This is a genomic window from Hydrogenophaga flava NBRC 102514 (assembly GCF_001571145.1).
GTDB lineage: Bacteria > Pseudomonadota > Gammaproteobacteria > Burkholderiales > Burkholderiaceae_C > Hydrogenophaga > Hydrogenophaga flava.
On record NZ_BCTF01000018.1, the window covers coordinates 60,579 to 84,399 of the forward strand.

General features: G+C 63.7%; 25 protein-coding genes. 22 read left to right on the forward strand and 3 right to left on the reverse strand.

The genetic code is table 11. The features are described from left to right. Nucleotides 1–3 precede the first annotated feature (3 nt). The 3 genes from HFL01S_RS16130 to HFL01S_RS16140 are packed head-to-tail and all read left to right on the forward strand — an operon-like array spanning nt 4 to nt 3,301. A complete protein-coding gene (locus tag HFL01S_RS16130; RefSeq protein WP_066260520.1) occupies nt 4–849 on the forward strand; it encodes a uroporphyrinogen-III synthase in 846 nt (281 codons plus the stop codon). Beyond that, complete coding sequence (locus HFL01S_RS16135; protein ID WP_066260521.1) at nt 846–1,988, forward strand: uroporphyrinogen-III C-methyltransferase; 1,143 nt, start codon at nt 846–848, stop codon at nt 1,986–1,988. Before HFL01S_RS16130 ends, HFL01S_RS16135 begins: the two co-directional genes overlap by 4 nt. Nucleotides 1,989–2,017: 29 nt before the next feature. Further along, entirely contained in the window at nt 2,018–3,301 is a 1,284-nt protein-coding gene (locus tag HFL01S_RS16140; RefSeq protein ID WP_066260523.1) for a heme biosynthesis protein HemY, read from the forward strand. A 102-nt stretch (nt 3,302–3,403) separates the two neighbouring features. Here the strand turns inward: HFL01S_RS16140 and HFL01S_RS16145 are convergent, their stop codons facing one another. Beyond that, nucleotides 3,404–6,331, reverse strand: a complete 2,928-nt coding sequence (locus HFL01S_RS16145; protein WP_066260525.1) for an Rne/Rng family ribonuclease — start codon at nt 6,329–6,331, stop codon at nt 3,404–3,406. Between the two features lie 631 nt (nt 6,332–6,962). On the opposite strand from HFL01S_RS16145, the gene HFL01S_RS16155 reads away from it, so the two are divergent. From HFL01S_RS16155 to galU, 6 genes are all read left to right on the forward strand, one after another. After that, a complete protein-coding gene (locus HFL01S_RS16155; RefSeq protein ID WP_066260528.1) occupies nt 6,963–7,949 on the forward strand; it encodes an RluA family pseudouridine synthase in 987 nt (328 codons plus the stop codon). A 34-nt stretch (nt 7,950–7,983) separates the two neighbouring features. Further along, nucleotides 7,984–8,334, forward strand: a complete 351-nt coding sequence (locus tag HFL01S_RS16160; protein WP_245644831.1) for an H-NS histone family protein — start codon at nt 7,984–7,986, stop codon at nt 8,332–8,334. An 89-nt stretch (nt 8,335–8,423) separates the two neighbouring features. Next, nucleotides 8,424–9,083 (forward strand): HAD family hydrolase, encoded by a 660-nt coding sequence (locus HFL01S_RS16165; RefSeq protein WP_066260531.1) that lies wholly within the window; start codon nt 8,424–8,426, stop codon nt 9,081–9,083. Between the two features lie 9 nt (nt 9,084–9,092). Next, nucleotides 9,093–9,467, forward strand: coding sequence for a Rieske (2Fe-2S) protein (locus HFL01S_RS16170; protein WP_157538907.1), 375 nt, complete (start codon nt 9,093–9,095; stop codon nt 9,465–9,467). A gap of 11 nt (nt 9,468–9,478) precedes the next feature. Next, on the forward strand, nt 9,479–10,462 hold the full coding sequence (locus tag HFL01S_RS16175) for a S49 family peptidase (RefSeq protein ID WP_066260535.1): 984 nt from the start codon (nt 9,479–9,481) through the stop codon (nt 10,460–10,462). Between the two features lie 26 nt (nt 10,463–10,488). Continuing rightward, a complete protein-coding gene (gene galU / locus HFL01S_RS16180) occupies nt 10,489–11,376 on the forward strand; it encodes a UTP--glucose-1-phosphate uridylyltransferase GalU (protein WP_066260537.1) in 888 nt (295 codons plus the stop codon). A gap of 12 nt (nt 11,377–11,388) precedes the next feature. On the opposite strand, the gene HFL01S_RS16185 is transcribed toward galU, so the two are convergent. Together HFL01S_RS16185 and HFL01S_RS16190 are read right to left on the reverse strand one after the other, a co-directional pair. Beyond that, nucleotides 11,389–12,147: an SAM-dependent methyltransferase gene (locus HFL01S_RS16185; RefSeq protein WP_245644832.1), complete on the reverse strand. Its 759-nt coding sequence runs from the start codon at nt 12,145–12,147 to the stop codon at nt 11,389–11,391. A 35-nt stretch (nt 12,148–12,182) separates the two neighbouring features. After that, a complete protein-coding gene (locus tag HFL01S_RS16190) occupies nt 12,183–12,797 on the reverse strand; it encodes a Maf family nucleotide pyrophosphatase (RefSeq protein ID WP_084383392.1) in 615 nt (204 codons plus the stop codon). A 119-nt stretch (nt 12,798–12,916) separates the two neighbouring features. Here HFL01S_RS16190 and HFL01S_RS16195 point away from each other — a divergent pair, with 119 nt between their 5' ends. From HFL01S_RS16195 to HFL01S_RS16255, 13 genes are all read left to right on the forward strand, one after another. Then, nucleotides 12,917–13,399: a YceD family protein gene (locus HFL01S_RS16195; protein WP_369407739.1), complete on the forward strand. Its 483-nt coding sequence runs from the start codon at nt 12,917–12,919 to the stop codon at nt 13,397–13,399. Nucleotides 13,400–13,529: 130 nt separating this feature from the next. After that, nucleotides 13,530–13,712 carry a 50S ribosomal protein L32 gene (gene rpmF, locus HFL01S_RS16200; protein WP_066260540.1) on the forward strand — a complete coding sequence of 61 codons (183 nt, stop codon included), beginning with the start codon at nt 13,530–13,532 and terminating at the stop codon, nt 13,710–13,712. A gap of 149 nt (nt 13,713–13,861) precedes the next feature. Next, nucleotides 13,862–14,923, forward strand: coding sequence for a phosphate acyltransferase PlsX (gene plsX, locus HFL01S_RS16205; RefSeq protein ID WP_066260542.1), 1,062 nt, complete (start codon nt 13,862–13,864; stop codon nt 14,921–14,923). A gap of 20 nt (nt 14,924–14,943) precedes the next feature. Continuing rightward, complete coding sequence (locus HFL01S_RS16210) at nt 14,944–15,921, forward strand: beta-ketoacyl-ACP synthase III (RefSeq protein WP_066260543.1); 978 nt, start codon at nt 14,944–14,946, stop codon at nt 15,919–15,921. A gap of 59 nt (nt 15,922–15,980) precedes the next feature. Then, nucleotides 15,981–16,931, forward strand: coding sequence for an ACP S-malonyltransferase (gene fabD / locus HFL01S_RS16215; protein ID WP_066260545.1), 951 nt, complete (start codon nt 15,981–15,983; stop codon nt 16,929–16,931). Between the two features lie 13 nt (nt 16,932–16,944). After that, nucleotides 16,945–17,706 carry a 3-oxoacyl-ACP reductase FabG gene (fabG, locus tag HFL01S_RS16220; RefSeq protein ID WP_066260546.1) on the forward strand — a complete coding sequence of 254 codons (762 nt, stop codon included), beginning with the start codon at nt 16,945–16,947 and terminating at the stop codon, nt 17,704–17,706. Nucleotides 17,707–17,808: 102 nt separating this feature from the next. Further along, nucleotides 17,809–18,048 carry an acyl carrier protein gene (gene acpP, locus HFL01S_RS16225; protein ID WP_066153362.1) on the forward strand — a complete coding sequence of 80 codons (240 nt, stop codon included), beginning with the start codon at nt 17,809–17,811 and terminating at the stop codon, nt 18,046–18,048. A gap of 7 nt (nt 18,049–18,055) precedes the next feature. Beyond that, nucleotides 18,056–19,300, forward strand: a complete 1,245-nt coding sequence (fabF, locus tag HFL01S_RS16230; RefSeq protein WP_066260547.1) for a beta-ketoacyl-ACP synthase II — start codon at nt 18,056–18,058, stop codon at nt 19,298–19,300. A 32-nt stretch (nt 19,301–19,332) separates the two neighbouring features. Beyond that, nucleotides 19,333–19,788 (forward strand): hypothetical protein, encoded by a 456-nt coding sequence (locus HFL01S_RS16235; protein WP_157538908.1) that lies wholly within the window; start codon nt 19,333–19,335, stop codon nt 19,786–19,788. Nucleotides 19,789–19,845: 57 nt separating this feature from the next. Continuing rightward, a complete protein-coding gene (gene rpoE / locus HFL01S_RS16240) occupies nt 19,846–20,490 on the forward strand; it encodes an RNA polymerase sigma factor RpoE (protein ID WP_066260550.1) in 645 nt (214 codons plus the stop codon). Between the two features lie 42 nt (nt 20,491–20,532). Continuing rightward, nucleotides 20,533–21,183, forward strand: a complete 651-nt coding sequence (locus HFL01S_RS16245; RefSeq protein WP_245644833.1) for a sigma-E factor negative regulatory protein — start codon at nt 20,533–20,535, stop codon at nt 21,181–21,183. Continuing rightward, a complete protein-coding gene (locus tag HFL01S_RS16250; RefSeq protein ID WP_084383394.1) occupies nt 21,164–22,225 on the forward strand; it encodes a MucB/RseB C-terminal domain-containing protein in 1,062 nt (353 codons plus the stop codon). Before HFL01S_RS16245 ends, HFL01S_RS16250 begins: the two co-directional genes overlap by 20 nt. Before the next feature lie 85 nt (nt 22,226–22,310). Beyond that, nucleotides 22,311–23,783, forward strand: a complete 1,473-nt coding sequence (locus HFL01S_RS16255; RefSeq protein WP_066260553.1) for a DegQ family serine endoprotease — start codon at nt 22,311–22,313, stop codon at nt 23,781–23,783. The last annotated feature ends 38 nt before the right edge of the window (nt 23,784–23,821 follow it).

Consider the following 23,821-nt stretch of genomic DNA (forward strand, 5'->3'; position numbering starts at 1 on the left):
GCCTTGGCAGGGCACGCCGCTGTGCCTCCCCGCTGGTCCCGGGTGATCGTGACGCGGCCCGCTGCCGAAGCGGGTGCCTGGGTGGCGGCGCTGCAGGCCCAGGGGTGGGATGCACACAGCCTGCCGCTGATCGACATCGGCGCGCCGCGCGACCCGCAGGTGCTGGCAAGGCTGCGCGACGCGCAGGCGCACTGGAGCCGATGGGATGCCCTGATGTTCGTGAGCACCGCGGCGGTGCAGCACTTTTTCGATGGCGTGGCGCCTGCCGGCGGGACGCATCGGACAGGCACCCGCTTCTGGGCGCCAGGTCCTGGCACGGCGCGAACGCTTTCGCTGGCCCTGCAGCGCCTCGGCCTGGGGCCGGAGCGGATCGACCAGCCGCCGGCCGACGCGCCGCAGTTCGATTCCGAGCATCTGTGGCCCGTGGTTTCGTCCCAGGCGAAGCCTGGCACCCGCTTGCTGGTGGTGCGGGGCGTGTCCACCTCGGCCGACGGAGCGACCACGGGTGGGGCTGAGGGCAGTGGGCGCGAATGGCTGATGGAGCAGTGCCGCACACGCGGGGCCGAGGTCGAGGCCTGCGCCGCCTACGAACGGCATGCGCCCCGGTGGGCCCCGTCTGATCGGGCTTTGGCTGAGCAGGATGCCCTCTGGCTGTTCAGCGGTTCAGAAGCGGTGGCCCATCTGCGGACAGCGATGCCGGCGACCGACTGGTCCCGTGCCGGGGCCTTGTGCACCCACGAACGCATCGCGGCGGCGGCGCGGGCGGTGGGCTTTGTACACGTGTACACCAGCCGTCCGTCATTGCCCGATGTGTTGGTCGCCCTAGAATCGGTGCGGAGCCCTACATGAGCAACGACACCCCCGAACCTTCCCCTGCAGTGCCGACCCCGGGTCTGCCCGTGGTAACCACCGACCCAGGTTCCCCTGCACCTGCCCGGCGCGGCGGGGTCTGGCTGGGCGCACTGGCGCTGCTGCTGGCGGTGCTCACGCTGATGATGGCCGGCCTGTTGTGGCAGAAGGTGGATTTCACCCAGAAGGAGCTGGCGCGCCGCACCCAGGTCAGCGAAACCCAGTCGTCGGAAACACGAACGGTGGCGGCGCAGGCCGAGGCCCAGGTCAAGGAACTGCAGGCGCGCCTGACGGTGGCAGAGGTCCGGCTGTCCGAGGTCAGTCTGCAGCGCTCCCAGCTCGAAGAGCTGATGCTGGCGCTGTCCCGCTCCCGGGACGACAACCTGGTGCAGGATCTGGAGTCCTCCCTGCGCCTGGCCCAGCAGCAGTCCCAACTCACCGGGAGCGTGCAGCCGCTGCTCGCGGCCCTGCAGTCGGCCGATGAGCGCATCGCCCGGGCCGCGCAGCCTCGGTTGAACCCGGTCCAGCGTGCCATCGCCCGCGATGTGCAGCGCATTCGCAGCACCTCGGTGGCCGATGTGCCCTCTCTGGTCCAGCGGCTGGACGAGCTGGTGCAGCGAGTGGACGAGTGGCCAGTGCCCAACGACGTCGGTCCCCGGTCCCCGGCGGCACGCAAGGCGTCTGGCTCCGGCAACGCGTCGCCTGCGACTGCAAGCCCTGCCGAACCCGCAGCACCCACCGCCGGTGGCTGGGACCGCGCGGTGCAGACCTGGTCCGGCTTCTGGTCGCGTGTGTGGGAGGAAACCACCCGCAGCGGCCGCGAGCTGGTGCGGGTGAGCCGCATTGACCGTCCCGAAGCGGTGTTGCTGGCGCCGGAGCAGGCGTTCTTCCTCCGGGAGAACCTCAAGCTGCGGCTGCTCAACGCGCGGCTGGGCCTGCTGGCCCGCCAGATGGACGCTGTGCAGGACGACCTCAAGACCATTGATGCGGCGCTCGCCCGCCACTTCGACACCACCGCTCCCGACGTGGCTGCCGCACAGGCCGCTGTCACGCAGCTGCGCGCCGAGCTGGTGCTCACCGAATGGCCCCGGCCCGAAGAGAGCCTGGCGGCGCTCGCGGTGGCCGCGGGAGGACGCTGATGAACGGGCCGCGGCGCCAGCGGGGTGCAATGCGCAATGTCTTCTGGTTGCTGGGTATGGCCGCTCTGGCGGTGGCCCTGGCACTGCTGACCGGACACAACCAGGCCATGGTGAGCCTGTTCTGGCCGCCCTACCGGTTCGACGTCTCGTTCAACTTTGTCCTGTTCTGTCTCGTGGCGGGCTTCGTGCTGCTGTACCTGGCCTTGCGGGCATTGAGCATGTTCCGCGAGCTGCCCCGTCAGGCGCAGCGCTGGCGCAGCCAGCAGATGGAGCGGGCGGCGGTCGGCTCGTTGATGGACGCTTTGTCCAACCAGATCGCGGGCCGGTTTGTCCGGGCGCAGGCGGCCGGGCTGTCGGCGCTGGAGCAGCTCAACAGCCACCCGGCGGCCCAGTGGCCACGGCGTGGACAACTCCAGCTGCTGGCCCACCTGCTGGTGGCCGAAGCGGCGCAATCGCTGCAGAACCGCCGCACCCGCGACGAGCACCTGCAGGCGGCCCTGCATCCGAAGCTGGCCAAGGAGTCGGCCGAGGCCCGCGAAGGTGCCCTGATGCGGGCGGTCCGCTGGGCGGTCGAAGACCGTGACCTTCAGGCGGCCCGCAGCCACCTGGACGAACTTCCCCAGGGAGCGTCCCGCCGCATCCAGACGCTGCGCCTGAAGCTTCGGGTGGCGCGTCTGGGTGGCGCGACTGCCGAGGCACTGGAAACGGCGCGTCTGCTCGCCAAGCACCGCGCCTTTTCGCCCGAGGCCTCGCGCAGCATCGTGCGCGGTCTGGCGCTGGATGCGCTGCGCGAGGCGCACGATCTGGCCCAGCTGCAATCTGTGTGGTCGCGACTGGATGCATCCGAGCGCGCCATGCCCGAGCTGATCCTGGCGGCGGTGGAGCGTGCCCACCGGTTGGTGGCCATGGCGCCCGATGAAGACATGGCGGCGCAGGCCCACGAGCTGACCGGCGGCTGGCTGGAACCCGTCTGGCAAGGGTTTGCCGTGCTGGACGAGGGCTTGCAGCACAAGCTGGCGCTGGCAATGGAGCCCGGGCTGATGCGGCTGGATGCCACAGGGCTGGCACGCCTTGAACAGAGCCAGCGGCAGTGGCCCAACAACGCCTACCTGCAGTACCTCACCGGCCAGGCCTGCCGGCAGCGCCAGCTCTGGGGCAAGGCGGCCCAGTTGTTGGGCCAGGCCAGCCACAGCCTGCGCGAACCCGCCCTGCTGCGCCGCACGTGGTGTGCACTGGCGCTGCTGGCGGAGGAGCGACAAGACCAGGCGGGTGCCCAGGCCGCTTGGAAGCGGGCGGCGCTGCTGGGCGACTGAACTGCTGGCGGGCTGGTTTGCCTGCTGCCTTGCGGCCACTGACACAAAGAAAAAGCCGACCCAAGGGTCGGCTTTTTCTTTGTTGGGAACCTGGGTCCGGAATCAGCGGTTCTCGAACGGGAGGCTCACGTCGCGCAGGTCCTTGCGGGTCTCCACCAGCACCAGCGGGCCTTCATCCACCAGTTCCACCGGCTTGGGTTCGCGGGGCACATGGATCGGCTTGGGCTCGGCGGCGATGGCGGCCTGGATTTCGGCGACCTTCGCGGCATCCGAGTTGACCCATTCCAGTCCGCTGGCCTGTGCCACGCTGTGCAGGTCGTCCATCGACAACGTATACGGCATGACCTTGGGCATGCCAGCGGTCGCCGCAGCGATCGAAGGTGCGGATGCAGCCGGAGCCACCACATCGGGGACCACCGCCACCGGCTCGACAGCTACCACGGGCGCAGGCTCGACCTGCGACGGCGCTGTTGTGCTGGCTGGCTGGGTGAAGTAGCTGCGCACCGGGCGCTGCTCGTCCTGCACGTCGGCAATCACCGGGGCCACCGGCTCCGCACCTGCGGGGGCTTCTTCCCTGCTTTCACCGTCACGCGGCGCACGCTCGCGGCGGTCGCGGCCATAGCGGTCGCGGCTGCGGCGCTCGCGAGGCGCGCGGGGTGCGGCTGCATCGCCTTCCGCCATCTCTGCGGGCGCTGCCTCGGACGGCTCCGAGGTCATTGCGTCTGCAGGGGCGGCGTTGGTCAGTGCGGTGTCCGGCACGCCTTGCGATGCGTTGTCGCCGGGCTCTTGCCCCTGGCGCCGGCGGTTGTCACCACGGCCACCACGGCGTTCGCGGCGGGCGCCTTCCGCGGCGGACTCGGGCGCTTCACCTGCCGGTATGGCGGAAACCTGTCCTTCCAGAGCGGAGCCGTCGACGGCCTGATCCTGGCGATTGTCCCGGCGGTTGTCACGACGACCTCCGTTGCGACCCTGTCCCTCGACGCGCTCGCCCCGCGGTTCACCACTGCGACCCTCGGCACGGTTGTCTCCGCGGCGGCCTTCGCCGTTGCCACGGCTCTGGCCTTGGCTCTCGGTGCGCTCACCCCGGTTCTCGCCGCGCACCGGGCGGTTGCCCTGGCGCTCGCCCCGGTCACCGCGTTCGCCGCGACCTTCGCCATTGCGGCCGCCACGGCCACGGCCATCCCGGGCCGACTTGCCGTCGCCGCGATCAGTCTTCGGCGCTTCGGCAGCCACCGGCATCGGGGCCGGTGCAGCCGGTGCAGCAGCGGGCGCCACGCCGAACAGGCTCTTGAGCCAGCCAAAAAAGCCCTTTTCGGCAGGGGCGGCGGCACGTACCGGCGCAGGAGGCATGGCCACCACCGCAGGGGCAGCGGCGACGACCGGGGCCGGTGCAGCCACTTCGGGCTTGGGTGCGGCCACAGGGGCCGGACCATCGGGCAACACGCCCTTGATCACAGGTTCCTGCTTGTTGGTTCGCTCCTGGCTGCGGCGCGTGAAGCTGGCCACGTCGTCCACTTCCTCGGCCAGCTTGTAGCTGGAGTCGAGGTTGTCCAGGCGCGGGTCGTCGTGCTTGAGGCGCTCGAGCTTGTAGTTCGGCGTGTCCAGCGACTTGTTCGGCACCAACAGCACGTTGATGCGCTGTTTGAGTTCGATCTTGGTGATCTCGGTGCGCTTCTCGTTGAGCAGGAAGCTGGCCACCTCGACCGGCACCTGCACCAGCACGGCGGCCGTGCTGTCCTTGAGCGACTCTTCCTGGATGATGCGCAGGATCTGCAGTGCCGAGCTTTCCGTGTCGCGGATGTGGCCGGAGCCGCCGCAGCGAGGGCAGGGGATGGACGAACCTTCGCTGAGTGTGGGCTTCAGGCGCTGGCGGCTCATTTCAAGCAGGCCGAACTTGCTGATGGAGCCGAACTGCACGCGGGCGCGGTCCTGGCGCAGCGCGTCGCGCAGGCGGTTTTCCACTTCGCGGCGGTTCTTCGACTCTTCCATGTCGATGAAGTCGATAACGATCAGGCCGCCCAGGTCGCGCAGTCGTGCCTGACGGGCCACTTCGTCGGCGGCTTCCAGGTTGGTGCGGGTGGCGGTTTCCTCGATGTCGCCGCCCTTGATGGCGCGGGCCGAGTTCACGTCCACCGCCACCAGCGCTTCGGTCTGGTCGATCACGATGGCGCCGCCGCTGGGCAGCTGCACGGTGCGGCTGTAGGCGGTCTCGATCTGGTGCTCGATCTGGAAGCGCGAGAACAGCGGCGCGTCGTCCCGGTAACGCTTGACGCGGTGACCGTGCTCGGGCATCACATGGCTCATGAACTGGTGAGCCTGTTCGTAGATGTCGTCGGTGTCGATCAGGATCTCGCCGATGTCGCTGTTGAAGTAGTCGCGGATCGCGCGGATCACCAGGCTCGACTCCTGGTAGATCAGGAAGGCGCCCTTGCCACCCTTGGCGGCGCCGTCGATAGCGTTCCACAGCTTGAGCAGGTAGTTCAGGTCCCACTGCAGCTCGGCCGCCTCGCGGCCGATACCGGCGGTGCGGGCAATGATGCTCATGCCGTTGGGGTATTCGAGCTGGTCAAGGGCCTGCTTGAGTTCCTGGCGGTCCTCGCCCTCGATGCGGCGGCTGACGCCACCGCCGCGCGGGTTGTTGGGCATCAGCACCACGTAGCGGCCGGCCAGACTGACGAAGGTGGTGAGGGCTGCACCCTTGTTGCCGCGTTCTTCCTTCTCAACCTGGACCAGCAGTTCCTGGCCTTCCTTGATCACGTCATTGATGCGCGCCTGGGAAGGCGAAACGCTGCCCTGGAAGTACTGTTTGGAGATTTCCTTGAACGGCAGGAAGCCGTGGCGGTCTTCGCCGTAATCGACGAAGCAGGCTTCGAGCGAAGGCTCGACGCGAGTGACGACAGCCTTGTAGATGTTGCCCTTGCGCTGTTCGCGTCCTTCGATTTCGATTTCGTAGTCGAGCAGTTTCTGCCCGTCCACGATCGCCAGGCGGCGCTCTTCGGCCTGCGTGGCGTTGATCAGCATGCGCTTCATGTTGCGTTTCCTTTTCACTGTCGCTGACAAGGTGCGCGGACAGGCCGCACACCAGGATGCCGTGAGCCAGCGAAAGAACGCGAACGGGAGGAATTGCCGGAGAGCCGTTGACCCGGTGATGTCCCGACTGCATCGGGAGGTCTGTCGGCAGGGGCTGTGCGCACAGTGGCGCACCAAGGCCCTGCGGCCGGGTCAGGGCGTAGGCGCGTGGATGTGGGTGAGCAGGCGGGGCTTGATGGATGTCGTTGACATGGATCTTGCCGTTTCGGTCACTGTCTTCACTTTGTCCTCGGTCAGCCGCCCCTGCCCGCCTCTGGCGTTGCAAGAAGGGCTGACCGATTGGGGTATTCCGTAATCTGGTTCGCTATTCTTTTGTCGGCTCTCCTGCGGCTTCCGTCCGGATCGCTTCCCGCCATGGAGGCGTCAGGGACGCCGTTCGCAGGATGGTTCGAACCGGGTGCCACAGGTGGCACGGGTCGCCAATCGCATCCGGTTTCAGCCTTGCTGTTCCGGGTCGCTGGACGTGACTGCCTTAAACTCAGGAAAATCAATCACTTACAACGCGCGACTGGCGTGACACATTATAGGGGGCTGCCCCTTATAGTGGCGCAGGTCTGATGGTGTTTTTCCCTTGAATTCTCCAGTTTCTGACGGTCCCGGCGCCGTGCGACATCTTCTTGTGGACGAGGATTCGGCCGGCCAGCGGCTGGACAACTACCTGTTCCGTGAGCTCAAGGGGGTTCCCAAAACCCACATCTATCGGATCATCCGTTCGGGTGAGGTGCGGCGCAACAAAGGCAGGATTTCGGCAGACGACCGCGTACAGGCCGGGGATGTGCTGCGCATTCCTCCCATCCGTCTGTCCGAGCGTCCGGCCGAGAAAGCGGCGCTGCCGGTGCCCGTGCGAGATTTTCCGGTCATCCATGAGGACGACGTATTTCTGGCGCTGGACAAACCGGCGGGGGTGGCTGTGCATGGGGGCAGCGGGGTCAGTTTCGGGGTGATTGAACAGTTGCGCAGGTCACGTCCGGACGCCCGTTTCCTTGAGTTGGTCCACCGGCTGGATCGCGAAACCAGCGGTCTGCTGTTGATCGCCAAGAAAAAAAGCGCCCTGAAGTCTCTGCAGGATCAGTTTCGGGAGCGTGAAACCGGCAAAACCTATTTGGCCCTTGTCCGGGGGCGTTGGCCATCCAAACTGAAGGTTTTGGACCAGCCGCTGCACAAATACCTGTTGCCCGATGGGGAGCGGCGGGTGCGGGTGGTCGATTCCTCTCATCCCGATGCGATGCGCGCCGTCACGCTTGTGGCGGTGCGCAAGCATCTGCCCGCGCCCTCTGGGCTGGAGGCGATTTGTCCGGACGGATTGAGCTTGCTGGAAGTCACGATCAAGACTGGGCGAACCCATCAGATTCGTGTCCACCTGTCCCATGCCGGCTATCCAATCGTTGGAGACGACAAGTACGGGGATTTTGATTTCAATCGGTTGTTGTCCAAGGCTGGTTTGCGCCGCATGTTTCTCCATGCCTGGCGATTGCGTCTGACCCATCCTATTTCAGGTCAGTCGATAGAGTTACATTCTGAATTGCCTGCCGAGCTTGGGTCTTGGGCAGGCGCCTGAAAATCCCATTAGAATTTCTGCTGACATCGTTGGGATGTCCACAACGCTGAAATTTACCAATATCAAAGGAAACGCAATGGCAACCTATTCTGAGCTGATGGCGCAGGCGCAGGCATTGATGAGTCAGGCCGAGCAGGCACGCAAGAACGAACTGGCCGCCGCTATCGCCGACATCAAGGCGAAGATGAAGGAATACGGCATCACGGTGGCTGATTTGGGTGGTGCAATGACTGGCGCCAAAAAGGCCGCCAAGTCGAAATCCAAGGCAGCCGCCAAGTACCGTGGCCCCAACGGGGAGCTGTGGGCAGGTGGCCCGGGCCGCAAGCCAGAGTGGGTGCGTGCGGTGCTGGCTGCGGGCAAGAGTGTTGAGGACTACCGAATTTGAGGGTGAAAGAGTCCCAGCGCACACAGGGCACCTGCGGGTGCCTTTTTGTTGGGCTGCAGCAATAATCGACCGCTTTCGACCACCGTCTCATGCGCCCACGCCAATACGACCTCATCGCCTTCGACTGGGACGGGACCCTGTTCGACTCCACCTCCATCATCGTGCGCTGCATCCAGGCCGCAGTGCGGGATGTGGGAGGGACTGTTCCGAGCGATGCAGCGGCCAGCTACGTGATTGGCATGGGCCTGATGCGGGCCCTCGCCCACGCGGCGCCCGACGTGCCTCCGGAGTTATATCCCCGGTTAGGCGAACGTTACCGCCACCACTACCTGTCTCACCAGCATGACATCAGCCTGTTTGACGGTGTGTTGCCCATGCTGGCATCTCTCAAAGAACGTCACCACTGGCTGGTGGTGGCGACAGGAAAAAGCCGGCGGGGGCTGGATGAGGCGCTGGACGCCGTGGAGCTTCGGGGCGTGTTTGATGGCTCTCGCACGGCGGATGAAACCGCCGGCAAACCCAGTCCGCTGATGCTGGAGCAGCTGATGCGCGAGTTCGGTGTCGACCCAGTCCGCACCCTGATGGTCGGAGACACGACACACGATCTGCAGATGGCGGTCAATGCGGGATGTGACAGCGTCGGGGTCAGCTATGGCGCGCACGAACCCGCCGCATTTGCATCGCTGTCGCCCAGGTTTGTCGCCCACTCGGTCGGAGAGCTGAGCGAGTGGCTGAATGCGCATGCCTGAGGAATGGCGATGAGCGGTGCAAGCGACCTTCATGCCTTGTGCAACAGCCGCGACCTGCTGGATGGCGGGCTGGCCGTGTCTTTTGACGTGATGTATGCCGGACAGACCTGCAGGGCGTTCGCCATCCGGTTCCGGGGGGCGGTTCACGCTTACCTCAATCGTTGTTCCCACGTGGCCATGGAAATGGACTGGCAGCCCAACCGCTTCTTCGATGACAGCGGACGGTGGCTGCTGTGCTCCACGCACGGCGCCGCCTATGACCCCGCCACCGGTGCGTGCAAGGGAGGTCCTTGTCGCGGCGGGCTGGTGACAATCCCTCTTGAGGAGCGGGAGGGCGTTGTCTACTGGCAGGCACAATATCCATTTGCGCCGCTGGCGTTTTGACCAGGACCACCATGAACCTCGATCCACTGGACAACCCGGTGCCAGCCTCGGCACCTTCCCGTCAAGAGGGATCCTGGGAGCGGGAGACCCTTGAGAGACTGGTGTTTGAGACGCTGCGCGAACAGCGGGCCGCGCGCCGCTGGAAGCTGTTTTTCCGGCTGGTCTGGCTGGCGATCATCGGCTCTGTGCTCTGGCTCTGGTTTCAGCAGGCTCAAATGGCTGGAGCCGTGAGCACACCTCATACCGCGCTGATCGAAGTCAAGGGCGAGATCGCGTCGGGTGCAGAAGCCAGCGCCGACAACGTGTTGAGTTCGGTGCGGGCGGCGTTCGATGACGAAGGCGCCCAGGCGGTGGTGCTGCTGATCGACTCCCCTGGTGGCAGTCCGGTGCAGGCCGGCATCATCAACGACGAGATCACGCGACTGAAGTCCTTGCACCAGAAGAAGGTCTATGCAGTGGTGGAAGAGACCTGCGCCTCCGCGGCCTACTACATCGCCACAGCGGCCGACGAGATCTATGTCGACAAGGCCAGCCTCGTGGGCAGCATTGGTGTGTTGATGGAGGGGTTCGGGTTCACCGGTCTGATGGACAAGGTGGGGGTGGAGCGTCGCCTCATGGTGGCAGGGCAGAACAAGGCCATGCTTGACCCTTTCAGTCCCCAGGACGAGGCGCAACGGGCCTATATCCAGTCGATGCTCGGCGAGATCCATGCACAGTTCATCGAGGTGGTCAAGAAGGGGCGGGGCACACGGCTCAAGGAAACGCCGGACACATTCACAGGGTTGGTCTGGAGTGGCCAGCAGGCCGTGCAGCAGGGTTTGGCCGACGGCCTGGGTAGCCTGGACTATGTGGCGCGTGAAGTGGTGAAGGCCGAGGACATCGTGGACTACACCCAGCGAGAAAACGTGGGGCTGAGACTGGCCCGCGAGCTGGGGGTGCACATGGGCGAAGGCATTTTCAAGGCCGCGCGCGGTGTAGGCATTGAACTGAGGTAATTTTTATATTAAGAGAGGAAATGGCAATGCGCATTCAAAAAGCGGTTTTCCCTGTTGGTGGACTCGGTACCCGGTTCCTTCCGGCCACCAAGGCGATTCCCAAAGAGATGCTGCCGGTGGTGGACAAGCCGCTGATCCAGTATGCGGTTGAAGAGGCCTATGCGGCCGGGATCCGCGAAATGATCTTCATCACCGGGCGCCACAAGCGCGCCATCGGCGATCATTTCGATGCGGCGTTCGAGCTGGAATACGAACTGGAGCGGGGCAACAAGACCGAGTTGCTCAAGCTGGTGCACGACATCAAGCCTGAGGACATGGACTGCGTTTTCATTCGCCAGCCGCGTCCGCTGGGTCTCGGTCATGCGGTGCTTTGTGCTGAGCGGGTGGTCGGCAACGAGCCGTTTGCGGTGCTGCTGGCCGATGACCTGATGTTGGGGTCTCGTCAGAACGCGGGCGGACCGACGGTGCTTCAGCAGATGGTGGAGGCATACCAGTCGCATCCTGGGACTGTGTTGGCCGTACAGGATGTTCCCAAGGAAGAGACCGGGCGATACGGGGTGGTGGACGTGCATGGCGCCCACGCCGAGATTGCCGAAGTGTTCGCCATGGTCGAGAAGCCGAAACCAGCCGTGGCGCCTTCCACGCTCGCAGTGGCGGGACGCTACATCCTTACGCCGGGTGTGTTCGAGAGCATCCGTCGCCAGCCCCGTGGTGCTGGCGGAGAAATCCAGCTGACCGACGGTATCGCAGCGCTCATCGGATCGGAGAAAGTCTATGCCTTCCGCTACGATGGCAAGCGCTACGACTGTGGCAGCAAGGAGGGCTTCCTTCAGGCCACCATCGACCTGGCGTTGGCCAACCCTGACCTGAGTACTGCGGTGCGAGCGCACATGCAGGCTGCGCTGGCTGCCTGACCAATGGGCGCTTCAGCGCCCCAGCAGAAACACCGCGGGCAGATCCAGCGGCAGTTGCCTCGCCAATGTGCCCGATTTCCATTCGCTCAGCAGTGCGCTGCGGGTGCGCTGCTGCGGCAGACCAAGGCCGCTGGACACCGCCAGGCGGGTGTGCGGGTGCAGCGTTTGAAGCAGCGCTTGCAGGAGAGCAGCGTTGCGGTAGGGGGTCTCGATCAGGATCTGGGTCTGACCCGATTTGAGCGCGGTTGATTCCAGTTCGCGCAGTCGGCGGCTGCGTTCGGTAGGGTCCTGTGGGACGTAGCCCACGAAAGAAAACGACTGGCCGTTCAACCCGCTGGCCGCCAGCGCGAGCATCAGGGACACGGGACCCGTGAGGGGGCGGACGTCGATACCCAGAGCATGGGCCGCGCGAACCACCGAACTGCCCGGGTCGGCGATCGCGGGCATTCCTGCCTCGCTGACCAGGCCCATGTCGTGCCCTTGCAGTGCGGGACCGAGCAGTGCTCTGGCCTGCGCATCCGCGGTGCCCGCGGGTGCGTGGTCCCCTTTTTTGTGGGCCTGGCGAGGCAGTTCGACGATCTGAAGGTTTTGCACGGGGTTGGCAAGACCGCGTGCGACGTCCACCCGCTTCAGGAACGCCCTTGTGCTTTTTGCATTCTCGGCAATCCAGTGGACCAGGCGTGCTGCAACCTGGACGGTGTCATCGGGCAACAGCAGCCCCAATGGCGCCAGATCTTGCGGGCTGCATCCGAAGTCCAGCGGCGTTGGCACGAGAAACAGCGCGCCTTTGGGCGCAGCCGGGGCGCTCACAGGATGGACACGCCTGCGGCGCGCAGCATATGGCAGGTGCGGATCAGCGGCAAGCCGACCAAAGCGCTGGGGTCGTCGTTGTCAATCCGGGACAGCAGGGCAATGCCCAGTCCTTCGCTTTTTGCGCTTCCGGCGCAGTCGTACGGTTCTTCTGCCCGAAGATAACGTTCGATTTCCTGGTCTTCGAGACCGCGGAACACCACATTGACTACGGCCAGGTCAAGTTGTTCGAAGCCCGTGGCCGCGCAGACCACCGCTACTGCTGTCTGGAACACCACGGTCTGCCCGCGCATGCGCTGCAGTTGAGCGATCGCCCGATCATGGGTGCCAGGCTTGCCAAGCGGTTCACCACCGAGGTCGGCCACCTGATCGCTGCCGATAACCACCGCTTCCGGAAAGCGCAAAGACACCTCCCGGGCCTTGGCCAGAGCGAGCCGCCGCGCCAGAGTCGCTGGCGTCTCCCCCGGCAGTGGGGTTTCGTCCACATTCGGGCGCTCGGTGTCGAACGGCACGCGCAGGCGCTCAAGCAGTTCCCGTCTGTAGCGTGAAGTCGAACCGAGGATGACCTTGCGTTGGGGCTGTGGAGGAATGGGAGAGGAGGGGGCACTCATTGGCCTATTGTCTGCGGCTTTCTGGCGTCATCTTTTACACTGGCTCTATGAAAGCGTCCCCCCACAGGTCCTGGAACCCTCGTCGATTCGATGCCCGCGCCTTCGCTGAGGCGAGCGGAGTGCTGGAGAACGAAGATCCATTGGTTTCTTTTGACCGTCTGTCTGCCGAGGTTCATGCTGGCGGCGAGACCGGCGCTCTGGTTCGATGGTCGGCGCAGGGAGGGGTTCGTCCGGACGCTGCCGGCCAGTCGTCCGTCTGGATGCACCTGCGTGCAGCGCTTGATTTGCCTGTGGGGTGCCAGCGATGCCTCGGTCCGGTGCTTGTTCCTTTGGAGGTGGACCGCTGGTTCAGGTTCGTTGCCGACGAGTCCAGGGCCGAGGCCGAGGACGACCAGAGCGAGGAAGATGTCCTGGCTTTGGAGCCCAAACCGGACCTGCTGGCTCTGATCGAAGACGAGTTGTTGATGGCGATTCCTCTGGTGCCGATGCACGACGTCTGCCCTCAACCCTTGCCGCTTTCGGCGGGGAGGGTGAGTGGTGATGAGGCTGCGTCGGAAGCTCGCCCCAATCCGTTCGCGACCTTGAGTGGCCTTAAGAAGTGATCTCGACGGAAGTTTTGCACCGCAGGTCATTCAAGCTATAATCCTTGGCTTTGCGCTGCCGCCCGGATAAGAGGGCAGGACTGCTGATTGGCGCAACCCACCAACACCCAACCGATTCCAGGAGCCCATCATGGCCGTCCAGCAAAACAAAAAGTCCCCTTCCAAGCGCGGTACGCATCGTTCGCACAATGCGCTGACCGTGCCCGGTATCGCTGTGGAGCCCACCACCGGCGAGACCCATCTGCGTCACCACATCAGCCCCAATGGCTTCTACCGTGGTCGCCAGGTGCTGAAGAACAAGTCCGAAGCCTGAGTTCTGGGCGGCTCCATCCTGCCGCTTTTGTGCGCCGGATGCTGTGATTGCCGTCTGCAACCAGGTCCAGTACGGGCCCGCATGAGCACCATGCGGGCTTTTTTCTTGTTGGTGGTACTGCTTTGCAGTGCCCACATCGGGGCATTGACATGATTACCGTTGCCGTGGATTGCATGGGGGGAGACGTCGGTCCGGCGGCCACCCTGCCGGCCTGCGCGGCCTTTCTTGCCAGCCACCCGCAGGCCCAGTTGCTCCTGGTGGGGCAGCCGGAGGCATTCAAGTCCTGGCCTCAGTTGCTCAACAACGTCCGTTGCCGGGTTGTGCATGCATCCGAGGTGGTCACGATGGATGACCCGGTCGAGGTGGCCATGCGCCGGAAGAAGGACTCTTCCATGCGTGTGGCGATCCAGCAGGTCAAAGATGGTGCGGCTCAGGCGGCTGTTTCCGCCGGAAACACCGGCGCCCTGATGGCTATCTCCCGTTATCTGCTCAAGACGATGGAGGGCATTGACCGCCCCGCCATCGCCAGTCAGATGCCCAATGCCCGCGGTGGCGCGACCACCGTGCTGGACTTGGGGGCCAACGTGGACTGCACCGCCGAGCACCTGCTTCAGTTTGCCGTCATGGGATCTGCCTTGGTCGTGGCAATCTCGGGCAGGGAAGATCCGACGGTGGGGTTGCTCAATGTCGGCGAGGAAGTGATCAAGGGCAGCGAGGTGATCAAGCAGGCCGGTGTTCTGCTGCGAAACGCAGCTAACACCGGTGATCTCAACTTTTTCGGCAATGTCGAGGGCAACGACATCTTCAAGGGCACGACGGACATCGTGGTGTGTGATGGATTTGTCGGCAATGTGGCGCTCAAGGCCAGCGAAGGGCTGGCTACCATGATTGGCGGTTTCATCAAGGCCGAGTTTTCGCGCAGCATTTTTACGAAACTGGGGGCGTTGTTTGCCTATCCGGTGATATCTGCGTTTAAAAAACGCATGGACTATCGTCGCTACAACGGTGCTGCTCTGCTCGGCTTGCGTGGGCTGGTGTTCAAAAGCCATGGATCGGCCGACGCTTTCGCTTTTGAACAGGCCTTGGCCCGGGCTTATGATGCGGCCCACAATCAGTTGCTCGAGAAGGTCCGGGAGCGTATTGCACACGCGGCACCGCTCATCAATCCAGAAGCGATCCCCAGCGATCTCAAGAGCATTCCGACGATCTGAGACCTTCTCCCCTGCCTCGCATGACACGTTTTGCCCGCATCACTGGCACCGGCAGTTGCCTGCCGCCTCAGCGCCTGACCAATGCCGACATGGTGGGTCGTTTGAAAGAGCGGGGTGTTGAAACCAGTGACGACTGGATCGTTGAGCGCACAGGGATCCGGGCGCGGCACTTTGTGGGCGACGGGGTCTTCTCTAGCGATCTGGCTGCTGAAGCCTGCCGCAAGGCGTTGTCTGCCGCCCAGGTCGGTCCTGGCGATATCGATCTGATCATCGTGGCCACGTCGACACCCGACATGGTGTTTCCTTCTACGGCCGCCATCCTTCAGCACAAGTTGGGCATCGCTGGCTGCCCTGTGTTCGATGTGCAAGCCGTTTGCAGTGGCTTCATTTACGCACTCACGGTGGCTGATGCCATGATCCGAACAGGATCTGCCAGCAAGGCGCTGGTGGTGGGGTCCGAGGTGTTTTCGCGCCTGCTGGATTTCAACGACCGCACCACCTGCGTGCTGTTTGGCGATGGTGCTGGTGCGGTGGTGCTGGAGGCCAGCGATGCGCCCGGGATTCTGGCGACCGATATTCATGCGGATGGCAAGCATGTGGGCATTCTGTGCGTGCCAGGGCACGTCAGCGGCGGCCAAATTCTGGGTGATCCTCTGCTCAAGATGGATGGTCAGGCTGTCTTCAAGCTGGCCGTCGGCGTGCTGGAGGAGACTGCACGTGCGGCGCTGGCGAAGGCTGGTCGCACCGAGGCGGACATCGACTGGCTGATTCCCCATCAGGCGAACATCCGCATCATGGCTGGCACAGCGCGCAAGCTGAAGCTGCCCATGGACAAGGTGGTGGTCACTGTAGACCAGCATGGCAACACCTCGGCGGCCTCGATCCCGCTGGCAATGGACCATGCAGTTCGCAACGGCCAGGTCAAGAAAGGCGACACGTTGCTGCTGGAAGGTGTGGGCGGTGGGTTTACCTGGGGTTCGGTGCTGTTGGACTTCTGAGTCCTTCTTGGCGGTTGGCTCCTTTGCCTGTTTCTTGTTGATTCATTGCGGATACGTCCATGACCGAATTTGCATTCGTCTTTCCCGGCCAGGGCTCTCAGGCCGTCGGCATGCTCGACGCCTGGGGTGACCATCCGGAGGTGGCCCTGGCGGTCCAGGAGGCTTCTGATGCCCTGGGTGAAAACCTTGGTCTTCTGATCAAAGAGGGCCCCAAGGAAGCGCTGGCGCTGACCACCAACACCCAGCCCGTGATGCTGGTGGCGGGCGTTGCTGCCTGGCGCGTCTGGTGCGCAGAAGGCGGGGCAGCCCCGTCCGTCGTGGCTGGGCATTCACTGGGCGAATACAGTGCTCTGGTGGCTTCTGGCGTGCTGACTTTGGCGCAAGCGGCGCCGTTGGTGCGTTTTCGTGCAGCGGCCATGCAGGAGGCTGTGCCGGTCGGAACGGGGGCGATGGCCGCCATCCTGGGTATGGACTCTGACAAAGTGATCGAGGGATGTGCTGAGGCGCAGGCCTGCTTCCCCTTGGGCAGTGGCGAGGTCGTGGAAGCGGTCAACTTCAACGACCCCGCGCAGACCGTGATCGCTGGCAGCAAGGCTGCGGTCGAGAAGGCTTGCGAGGTGCTCAAAGCCAATGGCGCCAAGCGGGCCCTGCCGTTGCCGGTGTCAGCGCCGTTCCACTCCAGCCTGATGAAACCCGCTGCTGACAAACTGCGCGAAAAACTCGCGACCACGCCAATGGCGGCGCCCCGGATTCCGGTGCTCAACAACATTGATGTGTCGGTGGAGTCCGATGTGGACGGCATCCGCGATGCACTGTTCCGTCAGGCGTTCGGTCCGGTCCGATGGGTGGAGTGCGTGCGTGCAATCAAGGCACGTGGCGTCACCACGCTGGTCGAATGTGGTCCAGGCAAGGTGCTGGCCGGCATGACCAAGCGCATCGACGGCGAGCTGACCGGAGCGGCGTTCTACGATCCGGCCACACTGGCCGAAGTGAAAAAACTGCTGGTCTGATGGAGAAACTGGTATGTCCGAAGTGAAGTTTGCGGGTCAGGTGGCCCTGGTGACCGGTGCTTCCCGTGGCATCGGCGCGTTCATCGCGGCCGAGCTGGTGGCGAAGGGGCTGATCGTCGTCGGCACAGCCACTTCCGATGAAGGGGCTGCCAAGATATCGAGTGCACTGAAAGCGGTGCCCGGGGCGGTCGAGGGTTGCCGAGGGGCGAAGCTTGATGTGAACGATGGCACCGCTGCCGAGGCATTGATCGACGAAATGACCAAAGCCCATGGTGCGCTGCACGTGCTGGTCAACAACGCAGGCATCACGCGTGACATGCTGGCCATGCGCCTCAAGGATGAAGACTGGGACGCGGTGCTCGACACCAACCTCAAGGCGGTGTTCCGCATGAGCCGTGCGGTGATCCGCCCCATGATGAAGCAGCGCTATGGACGCATCATCAGCATCACCAGTGTGGTCGGTGCTTCTGGCAATCCTGGACAGGCGAACTACGCGGCAGCGAAGGCGGGCGTTGCGGGCATGACTCGCGCGCTGGCGCGTGAACTGGGCAGTCGCAACATCACGGTCAACTGTGTGGCGCCTGGTTTCATTGAAACCGACATGACGGCCTCGCTGCCAGAAGAACAGCAGAAGGCCCTGCTGGGTCAGATTCCCTTGGGTCATCTGGGCAAGCCTTCTGACATCGCGCATGCAGTGGCCTACTTGGCCAGCCCGCAGGCTGGCTACGTGACGGGGCAGGAACTGCACGTCAACGGCGGCATGTTCATGGCCTGATCCACTCTCACCGCCGCGGAGCCGTCCGGCGGGCCACCTAGGGGCACCTCCCTAGCCCGGCTAAAATGGCGGTTTGTCATCCAACCACCCTCAGAGGGACTTATGAGCGATATCGAAGCACGTGTGAAGAAAATCATTGCCGAGCAACTCGGCGTGGAAGAAGGGCAAGTGACCCCTGAGAAGGCTTTCGTGGCCGACCTGGGCGCAGACTCCCTGGACACGGTGGAACTGGTGATGGCCCTGGAAGACGAATTCGGTATCGAGATCCCTGACGAAGACGCCGAGAAGATCACCACGGTGAAGAACGCCATCGACTACGCGATGTCGCACCAGAAGGCCTGATGCACCCATGAGCCGTCGTCGCGTCGTCGTGACCGGCCTGGGTTGTGTCTCGCCCGTGGGTAACACGGTGCCTGAAGCCTGGGCCAACCTTGTCGCCGGACAGTCCGGCATTGACCTGATCACCAGGTTCGATGCCTCTGGCATGTCCTGCAAGATCGCTGGTGAGGTTAAGGGGTTTGATCTGGAGTCCTACATCAGCGCCAAAGAGGCGCGGTCGATGGACACCTTCATCCACTACGGGATCGCTGCAGCCCATCAGGCTGTGGTTGATTCGGGTCTGCCCACGGGCGAGGCGCTGGATGACGAGCTGGCCACGCGCATCGGCTGCATCGTGGGGTCCGGCATTGGCGGGCTTCCGTTGATCGAAGAAACCCACGCCGAGTATGTCAATCGTGGTGCACGGCGGATTTCACCGTTCTTTGTCCCGGCATCGATCATCAACATGATCTCTGGACATGTCTCGATGCGCTTCGGGTTCAAGGGGCCGAACCTGGCTGTGGTAACGGCCTGCACCACCGGCCTGCATTGCATCGGTGAAGGGGCTCGGAAGATCGAGTACGGGGACGCCGATGTGATCGTTGCAGGTGGTTCCGAAGCCACGGCCTCTCCTCTGGGTGTCGGTGGTTTCGCTGCCATGCGGGCGCTTTCCACCCGCAACGACGACCCCAAAACGGCCTCCCGCCCCTGGGACAAGAACCGCGACGGATTTGTGCTGGGAGAAGGCGCTGGTGTGATGGTGCTTGAAGAATACGAGCATGCCAAAGCCCGCGGCGCCAAGATCTACGCTGAGGTGATCGGGTACGGCATGAGCGCCGATGCTGGCCACATGACTGCGCCGAGTATGGATGGGCCCCGCCGCGCCATGGTCAATGGCCTGCGCAACGCGGGCATCAATGCCGATCAAGTGGACTACCTGAATGCCCACGGGACTTCTACGCCACTGGGTGATGTGAATGAGAGCAATGCCATCAAGGCGGCGCTCGGTGATCATGCCCGCAAGATCGTCGTGAACTCGACAAAGTCCATGACGGGGCATTTGCTGGGTGGGGCAGGCGGCATTGAAAGCGTGTTCACTGTGCTGGCGGTGCATCACCAGAAGAGTCCCCCGACCATCAACATCTTCAATCAGGATCCTGAGTGCGATCTGGACTACTGCGCCAATACCGCGCGAGATATGAAGATTGATGTCGCGGTGAAGAACAACTTCGGCTTTGGCGGTACCAACGGCACCCTGGTGTTCAAGCGCGTCTGACGAACCTTGTTCGGACGCAGTCCTTCCCGAACATGCGCAACGCCCCATCGGTCACGTACCCGGCGGGGCGTTCGTCTTTTTGTGCCCGCCTGATGTGCGGTGCTGGCCTGTTGGGCCTGCTGGCCGTGCTCATGGGCTTCATTTACGGTTCATGGCGGACGGCCGTGTTCTGTGGTGTGGTCTGGTGCGTGTGGTTGTTGCTGGCGATGTGGACTTGGCGGCGGATGCCGCGAGGAAAGTTGGCATGGCAGTCGGATCGGGTGCGGTCCGAGGTTCCTTTGGGTTCTTCAGGCGTCTGGTTTTGGGCCAGTGAGGCGTATCAGGAGGGCGTGGAGCTGAACAGGGTGGAGCGCGTGTATGACCTGCAGCGGGCCATGTTGCTGCGACTACACAATCCCGACGGTGCGTGCACCTGGATCTGGGTGGAGCGGTTGGCGGAGCCGACCCGATGGCTCGATCTCCGGCGGGCGCTCCTTGCCCATGCCTGACGGCCAGCGCTGGCTCGAACCTTTGGGGTATATTTCCGCGGCCCTCATACCCGCTGCATGACTCCTTCCGACGACCACTCAGCCCCACCCTCTCCTGACAGCGATGCCATGCTGGTCCAGCGCACACTGGGCGGGGAAATGCGGGCTTATGAGCTCTTGGTCATCAAATACCAGCGCCGTGTGGAGCGCCTGATCGGGCGCATGGTCCGCGACAGCGATCTGGTTCAGGACATCGCTCAGGAGACGTTCATCCGTGCCTACCGGGCGCTGGCCCAGTTCCGTGGGGATGCCCAGTTCTACACCTGGCTCTACCGGATTGCCGTCAATACCGCCAAGAAGCAGCTGCTGGAGCTCAAGCGGGACCCGCTGGTCTTCCAGTCCCAGCTCAATTCCGGAGACGATGACGAAACTTCTTCGGCGGAACGCGAACTAAACAGCAGCGCAGCCGATACCGAGACCCCTGAGGCGGTGTTGGCCAGCAAAGAGATTGCCCAGGCAGTGAACGCGGTGATGGATGCATTGCCCGAAGAGTTGCGCATGGCCATCACTTTGCGTGAAATCGAGGGGTTGAGCTATGAAGAGATTGCCTTGGCGCTCGATTGTCCGATCGGAACCGTGCGTTCCCGGATCTTCCGAGCGCGCGAAGCGATCTCTTCCCGAATCAAGCCCATGCTGGAGCGTCAATCCGGCAAGCGCTGGTGAGATTGATTTGTTGATGCCGGAACACCGAATCGGATGTCGAACATGAATGCCGTCCCAATCCATGAGACCCCAACGTCAGGCCAGATGCTTGTCCGTGAGCGCCACCGCGAGGCGCTCTCTGCACTGCTCGATGGAGAGGTGCGCGCGGATGACCTGGATGCTCTGCTCTCGCTTGGATCAGAAGAGATGGCGGCCCTGCAGCCCGACGGGCAAAGCTACGAGCTGATTGGCGACGTTCTGCGTGGGCGGTCCGTGCAGGGCTCGGTCGGCGCGGCTGCATTTGCCGGGGCGGTCATGGCTCGTTTGCACGATGAACCTCTGGCTCAGCCTCAGCCCGTGGTACAGCAGACTGGAGCAGGCCGGCCCGTGGCGGCCAATGACGCTGTGTTTCGCTGGAAGCTGGTGGCGGGTCTTGCTTCGCTCGCAGCCGTTGTCGCCGTGACCTGGACCATCGGTGTGGGGGGGCAGGGCGGCAATTTGACTGGGCCTCAGATGGCAAACGCCAGTCCGGTGGCGGAGCCGGTCTCGGCAAGCCAACCGGTGGTGGTGCAAACCGCTCAAGGGCAAGTGCTGCGCGATGCCCGGCTTGAACAGCTGCTGTCCGAGCATCGCCAGTTTGGCGGAATGTCTGCGCTGCAGGCCCCCGCCGGGTTCCTCCGCAACGCGACCTACGATGCCGCTCCGCAGCGCTGAGGCCGACATGGGTAGTGCTGCTTCGTTGTGTATGTCGTCAGCGCGCAAGGCCTGGACCCGCTGGCCTGTGGTGGGGTTACTGGCTCTGGGGTTGTGGCAGTCGTCCTTTGCACAAACTGCGCCCGCTGCATCGCAGTCCTCACGGTCCATCACCGAGTGGCTCACGCGCATGCACGAGGCCTCCCGGCAGCGGGCCTACACGGGGACCTTGGTCGTATCGGCTGGTTCGGCCATGTCTGCCTCGCGCATCTGGCATGTCTGCGATGGCACGCAACAGATGGAGCGCGTGGAGACGCTGACGGGTGCGCCACGCTCAACCATTCGCCACAACAACGACGTGATCACCTTTGCGCCTGATCACAAGGTGGCCTGGGTGGACAAGCGCGAGTCGCTGGGCGTGTTTCCCGAGCTGCTGCGCACACCCAGCAACGCCATCCCAGACTTCTACAGCGTGAGCGAATCGGGCGTCGAAAGGGTGGCGGGTCATCTGGCCGATGTGGTGCAGATCGCCCCGCGCGATGCGCTGCGTTTCGGCTATCGCATCTGGTCGGAAAAGAAGACGGGCCTGGTGGTGAAGCTGCAGACCTTGGGTGAGCAGGGCGCTGTGCTGGAGCAGGTGGCATTTTCTGAGTTGCAGCTGGATGCGCCGGTCCGGATGGACAAGCTCAAAAGGCTGATGGGCGACACCAAGGGCTATGAAGTGCATCGTCAGACCCTGCGAAAGACCACGCCTGAGGCGGAGGGCTGGCGATTGAAGGAGCCCGTTCCTGGCTTCCAGTCCATGAGCTGCCACACCAGGGAAGACGACACCGGCGCATCCGGGGCGGCTCCCATGCAGTGGGTGTTTTCGGACGGCCTTGCTTCGGTTTCGTTGTTTGTTGAGCCGTTTGATTCGCAGCGCCATGGGGCGGAGAAGTCGGCTGTGACCGGTGCGACCCACTCCCTCACCAAGCGCATTGGCGCCTACTGGCTGACCGCACTTGGAGAGGTGCCTCCGGCCACGCTCAAGCGGTTTGCTTCGGCTCTTGATCGCACCCGTTGAAACCTGAGAAACAGCCACCATCGTGTGGCTGCCGGGTAATCCTGTGTCTGCGAAAAACTCTTGTACCGCGAGGATGAACATGAATATGACCGCTCTGCGCTCCCGTCCAGCGATGTCGTTGCTGTTGAGTGCCTCACTGTTCGGTATGGCCGTGGTCGGGGGGGCTGCGTTGCCTGCTCCTGTCCATGCGCAGCAGATGCGTGGGCTGCCGGATTTCACGGATCTTGTGGACCAGGTTGGACCGTCCGTGGTCAACATCCGGACGCTGGAGCGCGCGAATGCAGATGGGGGAAGCAGCACCGACGAGCAGATGCTGGAGTTTTTCCGTCGTTTCGGCATACCGGTTCCGCCTGGGGCGGTGCCGCGCAGCGGTCCACGCCAGGACCGTGGCGGATCCGGTGAAGAGGCACAGCCTCGCGGAGTGGGCTCCGGGTTCATCCTCAGCTCCGATGGTCTCATCATGACCAACGCGCACGTAGTCGACGGCGCCGACGAGCTGGTGGTCACACTTCCGGACAAGCGCGAGTTCAAGGCCAAGCTGGTGGGCGCCGACAAGCGAACCGACGTGGCTGTGGTGAAGATCGAGGCCAGCGGACTTTCCGCTGTCCGCATTGGCGATGTGAACCGGCTCAAGGTCGGCGAATGGGTGATGGCCATCGGTTCTCCCTTCGGGCTCGAGAACACCGTGACCGCCGGCATCGTGAGCGCGAAAAAGCGCGACACAGGAGATTTCCTGCCGTTCATCCAGACCGATGTCGCCATCAATCCGGGCAACTCGGGCGGGCCTCTGATCAACATGCGCGGCGAAGTGGTGGGCATCAACAGCCAGATCTACTCCCGCTCAGGCGGGTTTCAGGGCATCTCCTTTGCCATCCCCATTGACGAAGCCGTCAGGGTCTCTGATCAGTTGCGATCCAGTGGCCGTGTGACCCGTGGGCGCATCGGTGTGCAGATCGGGCAGGTGAGCAAGGAGGTGGCCGAATCCATCGGTCTGGGTCAGGCTCGTGGCGCTCTGGTGAATGCCGTTGAAGCCAACTCGCCCGCTGCCAAGGCCGGACTCGAACCGGGTGATGTGATTCTGAAATTTGATGGCCGCGAGATCGAACGCTCGGTCGATCTGCCGCGCATCGTTGGCAATACGAAGCCGGGCAATCGCAGTTCGATGACAGTTTTCCGTCGCGGCACCCAACGCGATCTGAGCATCACGGTAGCCGAGCTGGAGCCGGAGCGCAGTGACCGCCGCGCTGCGGCCCCGGAGGTCAAGCCCCCCGCTGCCACCAGCCTTCCTTCCCTCGGACTCACCGTGGCAGACCTCAATGCCACGGAGAAGAAGGATCTGAACATCAAGGCGGGTGTGCGAATCGATTCTGCCGAGGGGGCCGCAGCGCGTGCTGGACTAAAGGAGGGCGACGTGATCGTTGCGGTTGCGAACACCGAGGTTGGCAGCGTGAAGGAGCTGGATGCGGTGCTGGCCAAGCTGGACAAGTCCAAGCCGGTGAATGTTCTTTTCCGGCGCGGTGAGTGGGCCCAGTACGCGGTGATTCGACCTCAGCGCTGAGCCGACACAAAGCTCGAAATTCTCTGAGCTGCCTCGAA

Coding starts and splice junctions, on each gene's coding strand:
- HFL01S_RS16135 (WP_066260521.1), top strand. CDS start 846: ATGAGCAACGACACCCCCGAACCTTCCCCTGCAGTGCCGACCCCGGGT.
- HFL01S_RS16140 (WP_066260523.1), top strand. CDS start 2,018: ATGCGCAATGTCTTCTGGTTGCTGGGTATGGCCGCTCTGGCGGTGGCC.
- HFL01S_RS16145 (WP_066260525.1), bottom strand. CDS start 6,331: ATGAAGCGCATGCTGATCAACGCCACGCAGGCCGAAGAGCGCCGCCTG.
- HFL01S_RS16160 (WP_245644831.1), top strand. CDS start 7,984: ATGTCCACAACGCTGAAATTTACCAATATCAAAGGAAACGCAATGGCA.
- HFL01S_RS16165 (WP_066260531.1), top strand. CDS start 8,424: ATGCGCCCACGCCAATACGACCTCATCGCCTTCGACTGGGACGGGACC.
- HFL01S_RS16170 (WP_157538907.1), top strand. CDS start 9,093: ATGAGCGGTGCAAGCGACCTTCATGCCTTGTGCAACAGCCGCGACCTG.
- HFL01S_RS16175 (WP_066260535.1), top strand. CDS start 9,479: ATGAACCTCGATCCACTGGACAACCCGGTGCCAGCCTCGGCACCTTCC.
- galU (WP_066260537.1), top strand. CDS start 10,489: ATGCGCATTCAAAAAGCGGTTTTCCCTGTTGGTGGACTCGGTACCCGG.
- HFL01S_RS16190 (WP_084383392.1), bottom strand. CDS start 12,797: ATGAGTGCCCCCTCCTCTCCCATTCCTCCACAGCCCCAACGCAAGGTC.
- rpmF (WP_066260540.1), top strand. CDS start 13,530: ATGGCCGTCCAGCAAAACAAAAAGTCCCCTTCCAAGCGCGGTACGCAT.
- plsX (WP_066260542.1), top strand. CDS start 13,862: ATGATTACCGTTGCCGTGGATTGCATGGGGGGAGACGTCGGTCCGGCG.
- HFL01S_RS16210 (WP_066260543.1), top strand. CDS start 14,944: ATGACACGTTTTGCCCGCATCACTGGCACCGGCAGTTGCCTGCCGCCT.
- fabD (WP_066260545.1), top strand. CDS start 15,981: ATGACCGAATTTGCATTCGTCTTTCCCGGCCAGGGCTCTCAGGCCGTC.
- fabG (WP_066260546.1), top strand. CDS start 16,945: ATGTCCGAAGTGAAGTTTGCGGGTCAGGTGGCCCTGGTGACCGGTGCT.
- acpP (WP_066153362.1), top strand. CDS start 17,809: ATGAGCGATATCGAAGCACGTGTGAAGAAAATCATTGCCGAGCAACTC.
- fabF (WP_066260547.1), top strand. CDS start 18,056: ATGAGCCGTCGTCGCGTCGTCGTGACCGGCCTGGGTTGTGTCTCGCCC.
- HFL01S_RS16235 (WP_157538908.1), top strand. CDS start 19,333: ATGCGCAACGCCCCATCGGTCACGTACCCGGCGGGGCGTTCGTCTTTT.
- rpoE (WP_066260550.1), top strand. CDS start 19,846: ATGACTCCTTCCGACGACCACTCAGCCCCACCCTCTCCTGACAGCGAT.
- HFL01S_RS16245 (WP_245644833.1), top strand. CDS start 20,533: ATGAATGCCGTCCCAATCCATGAGACCCCAACGTCAGGCCAGATGCTT.
- HFL01S_RS16250 (WP_084383394.1), top strand. CDS start 21,164: ATGCCGCTCCGCAGCGCTGAGGCCGACATGGGTAGTGCTGCTTCGTTG.
- HFL01S_RS16255 (WP_066260553.1), top strand. CDS start 22,311: ATGACCGCTCTGCGCTCCCGTCCAGCGATGTCGTTGCTGTTGAGTGCC.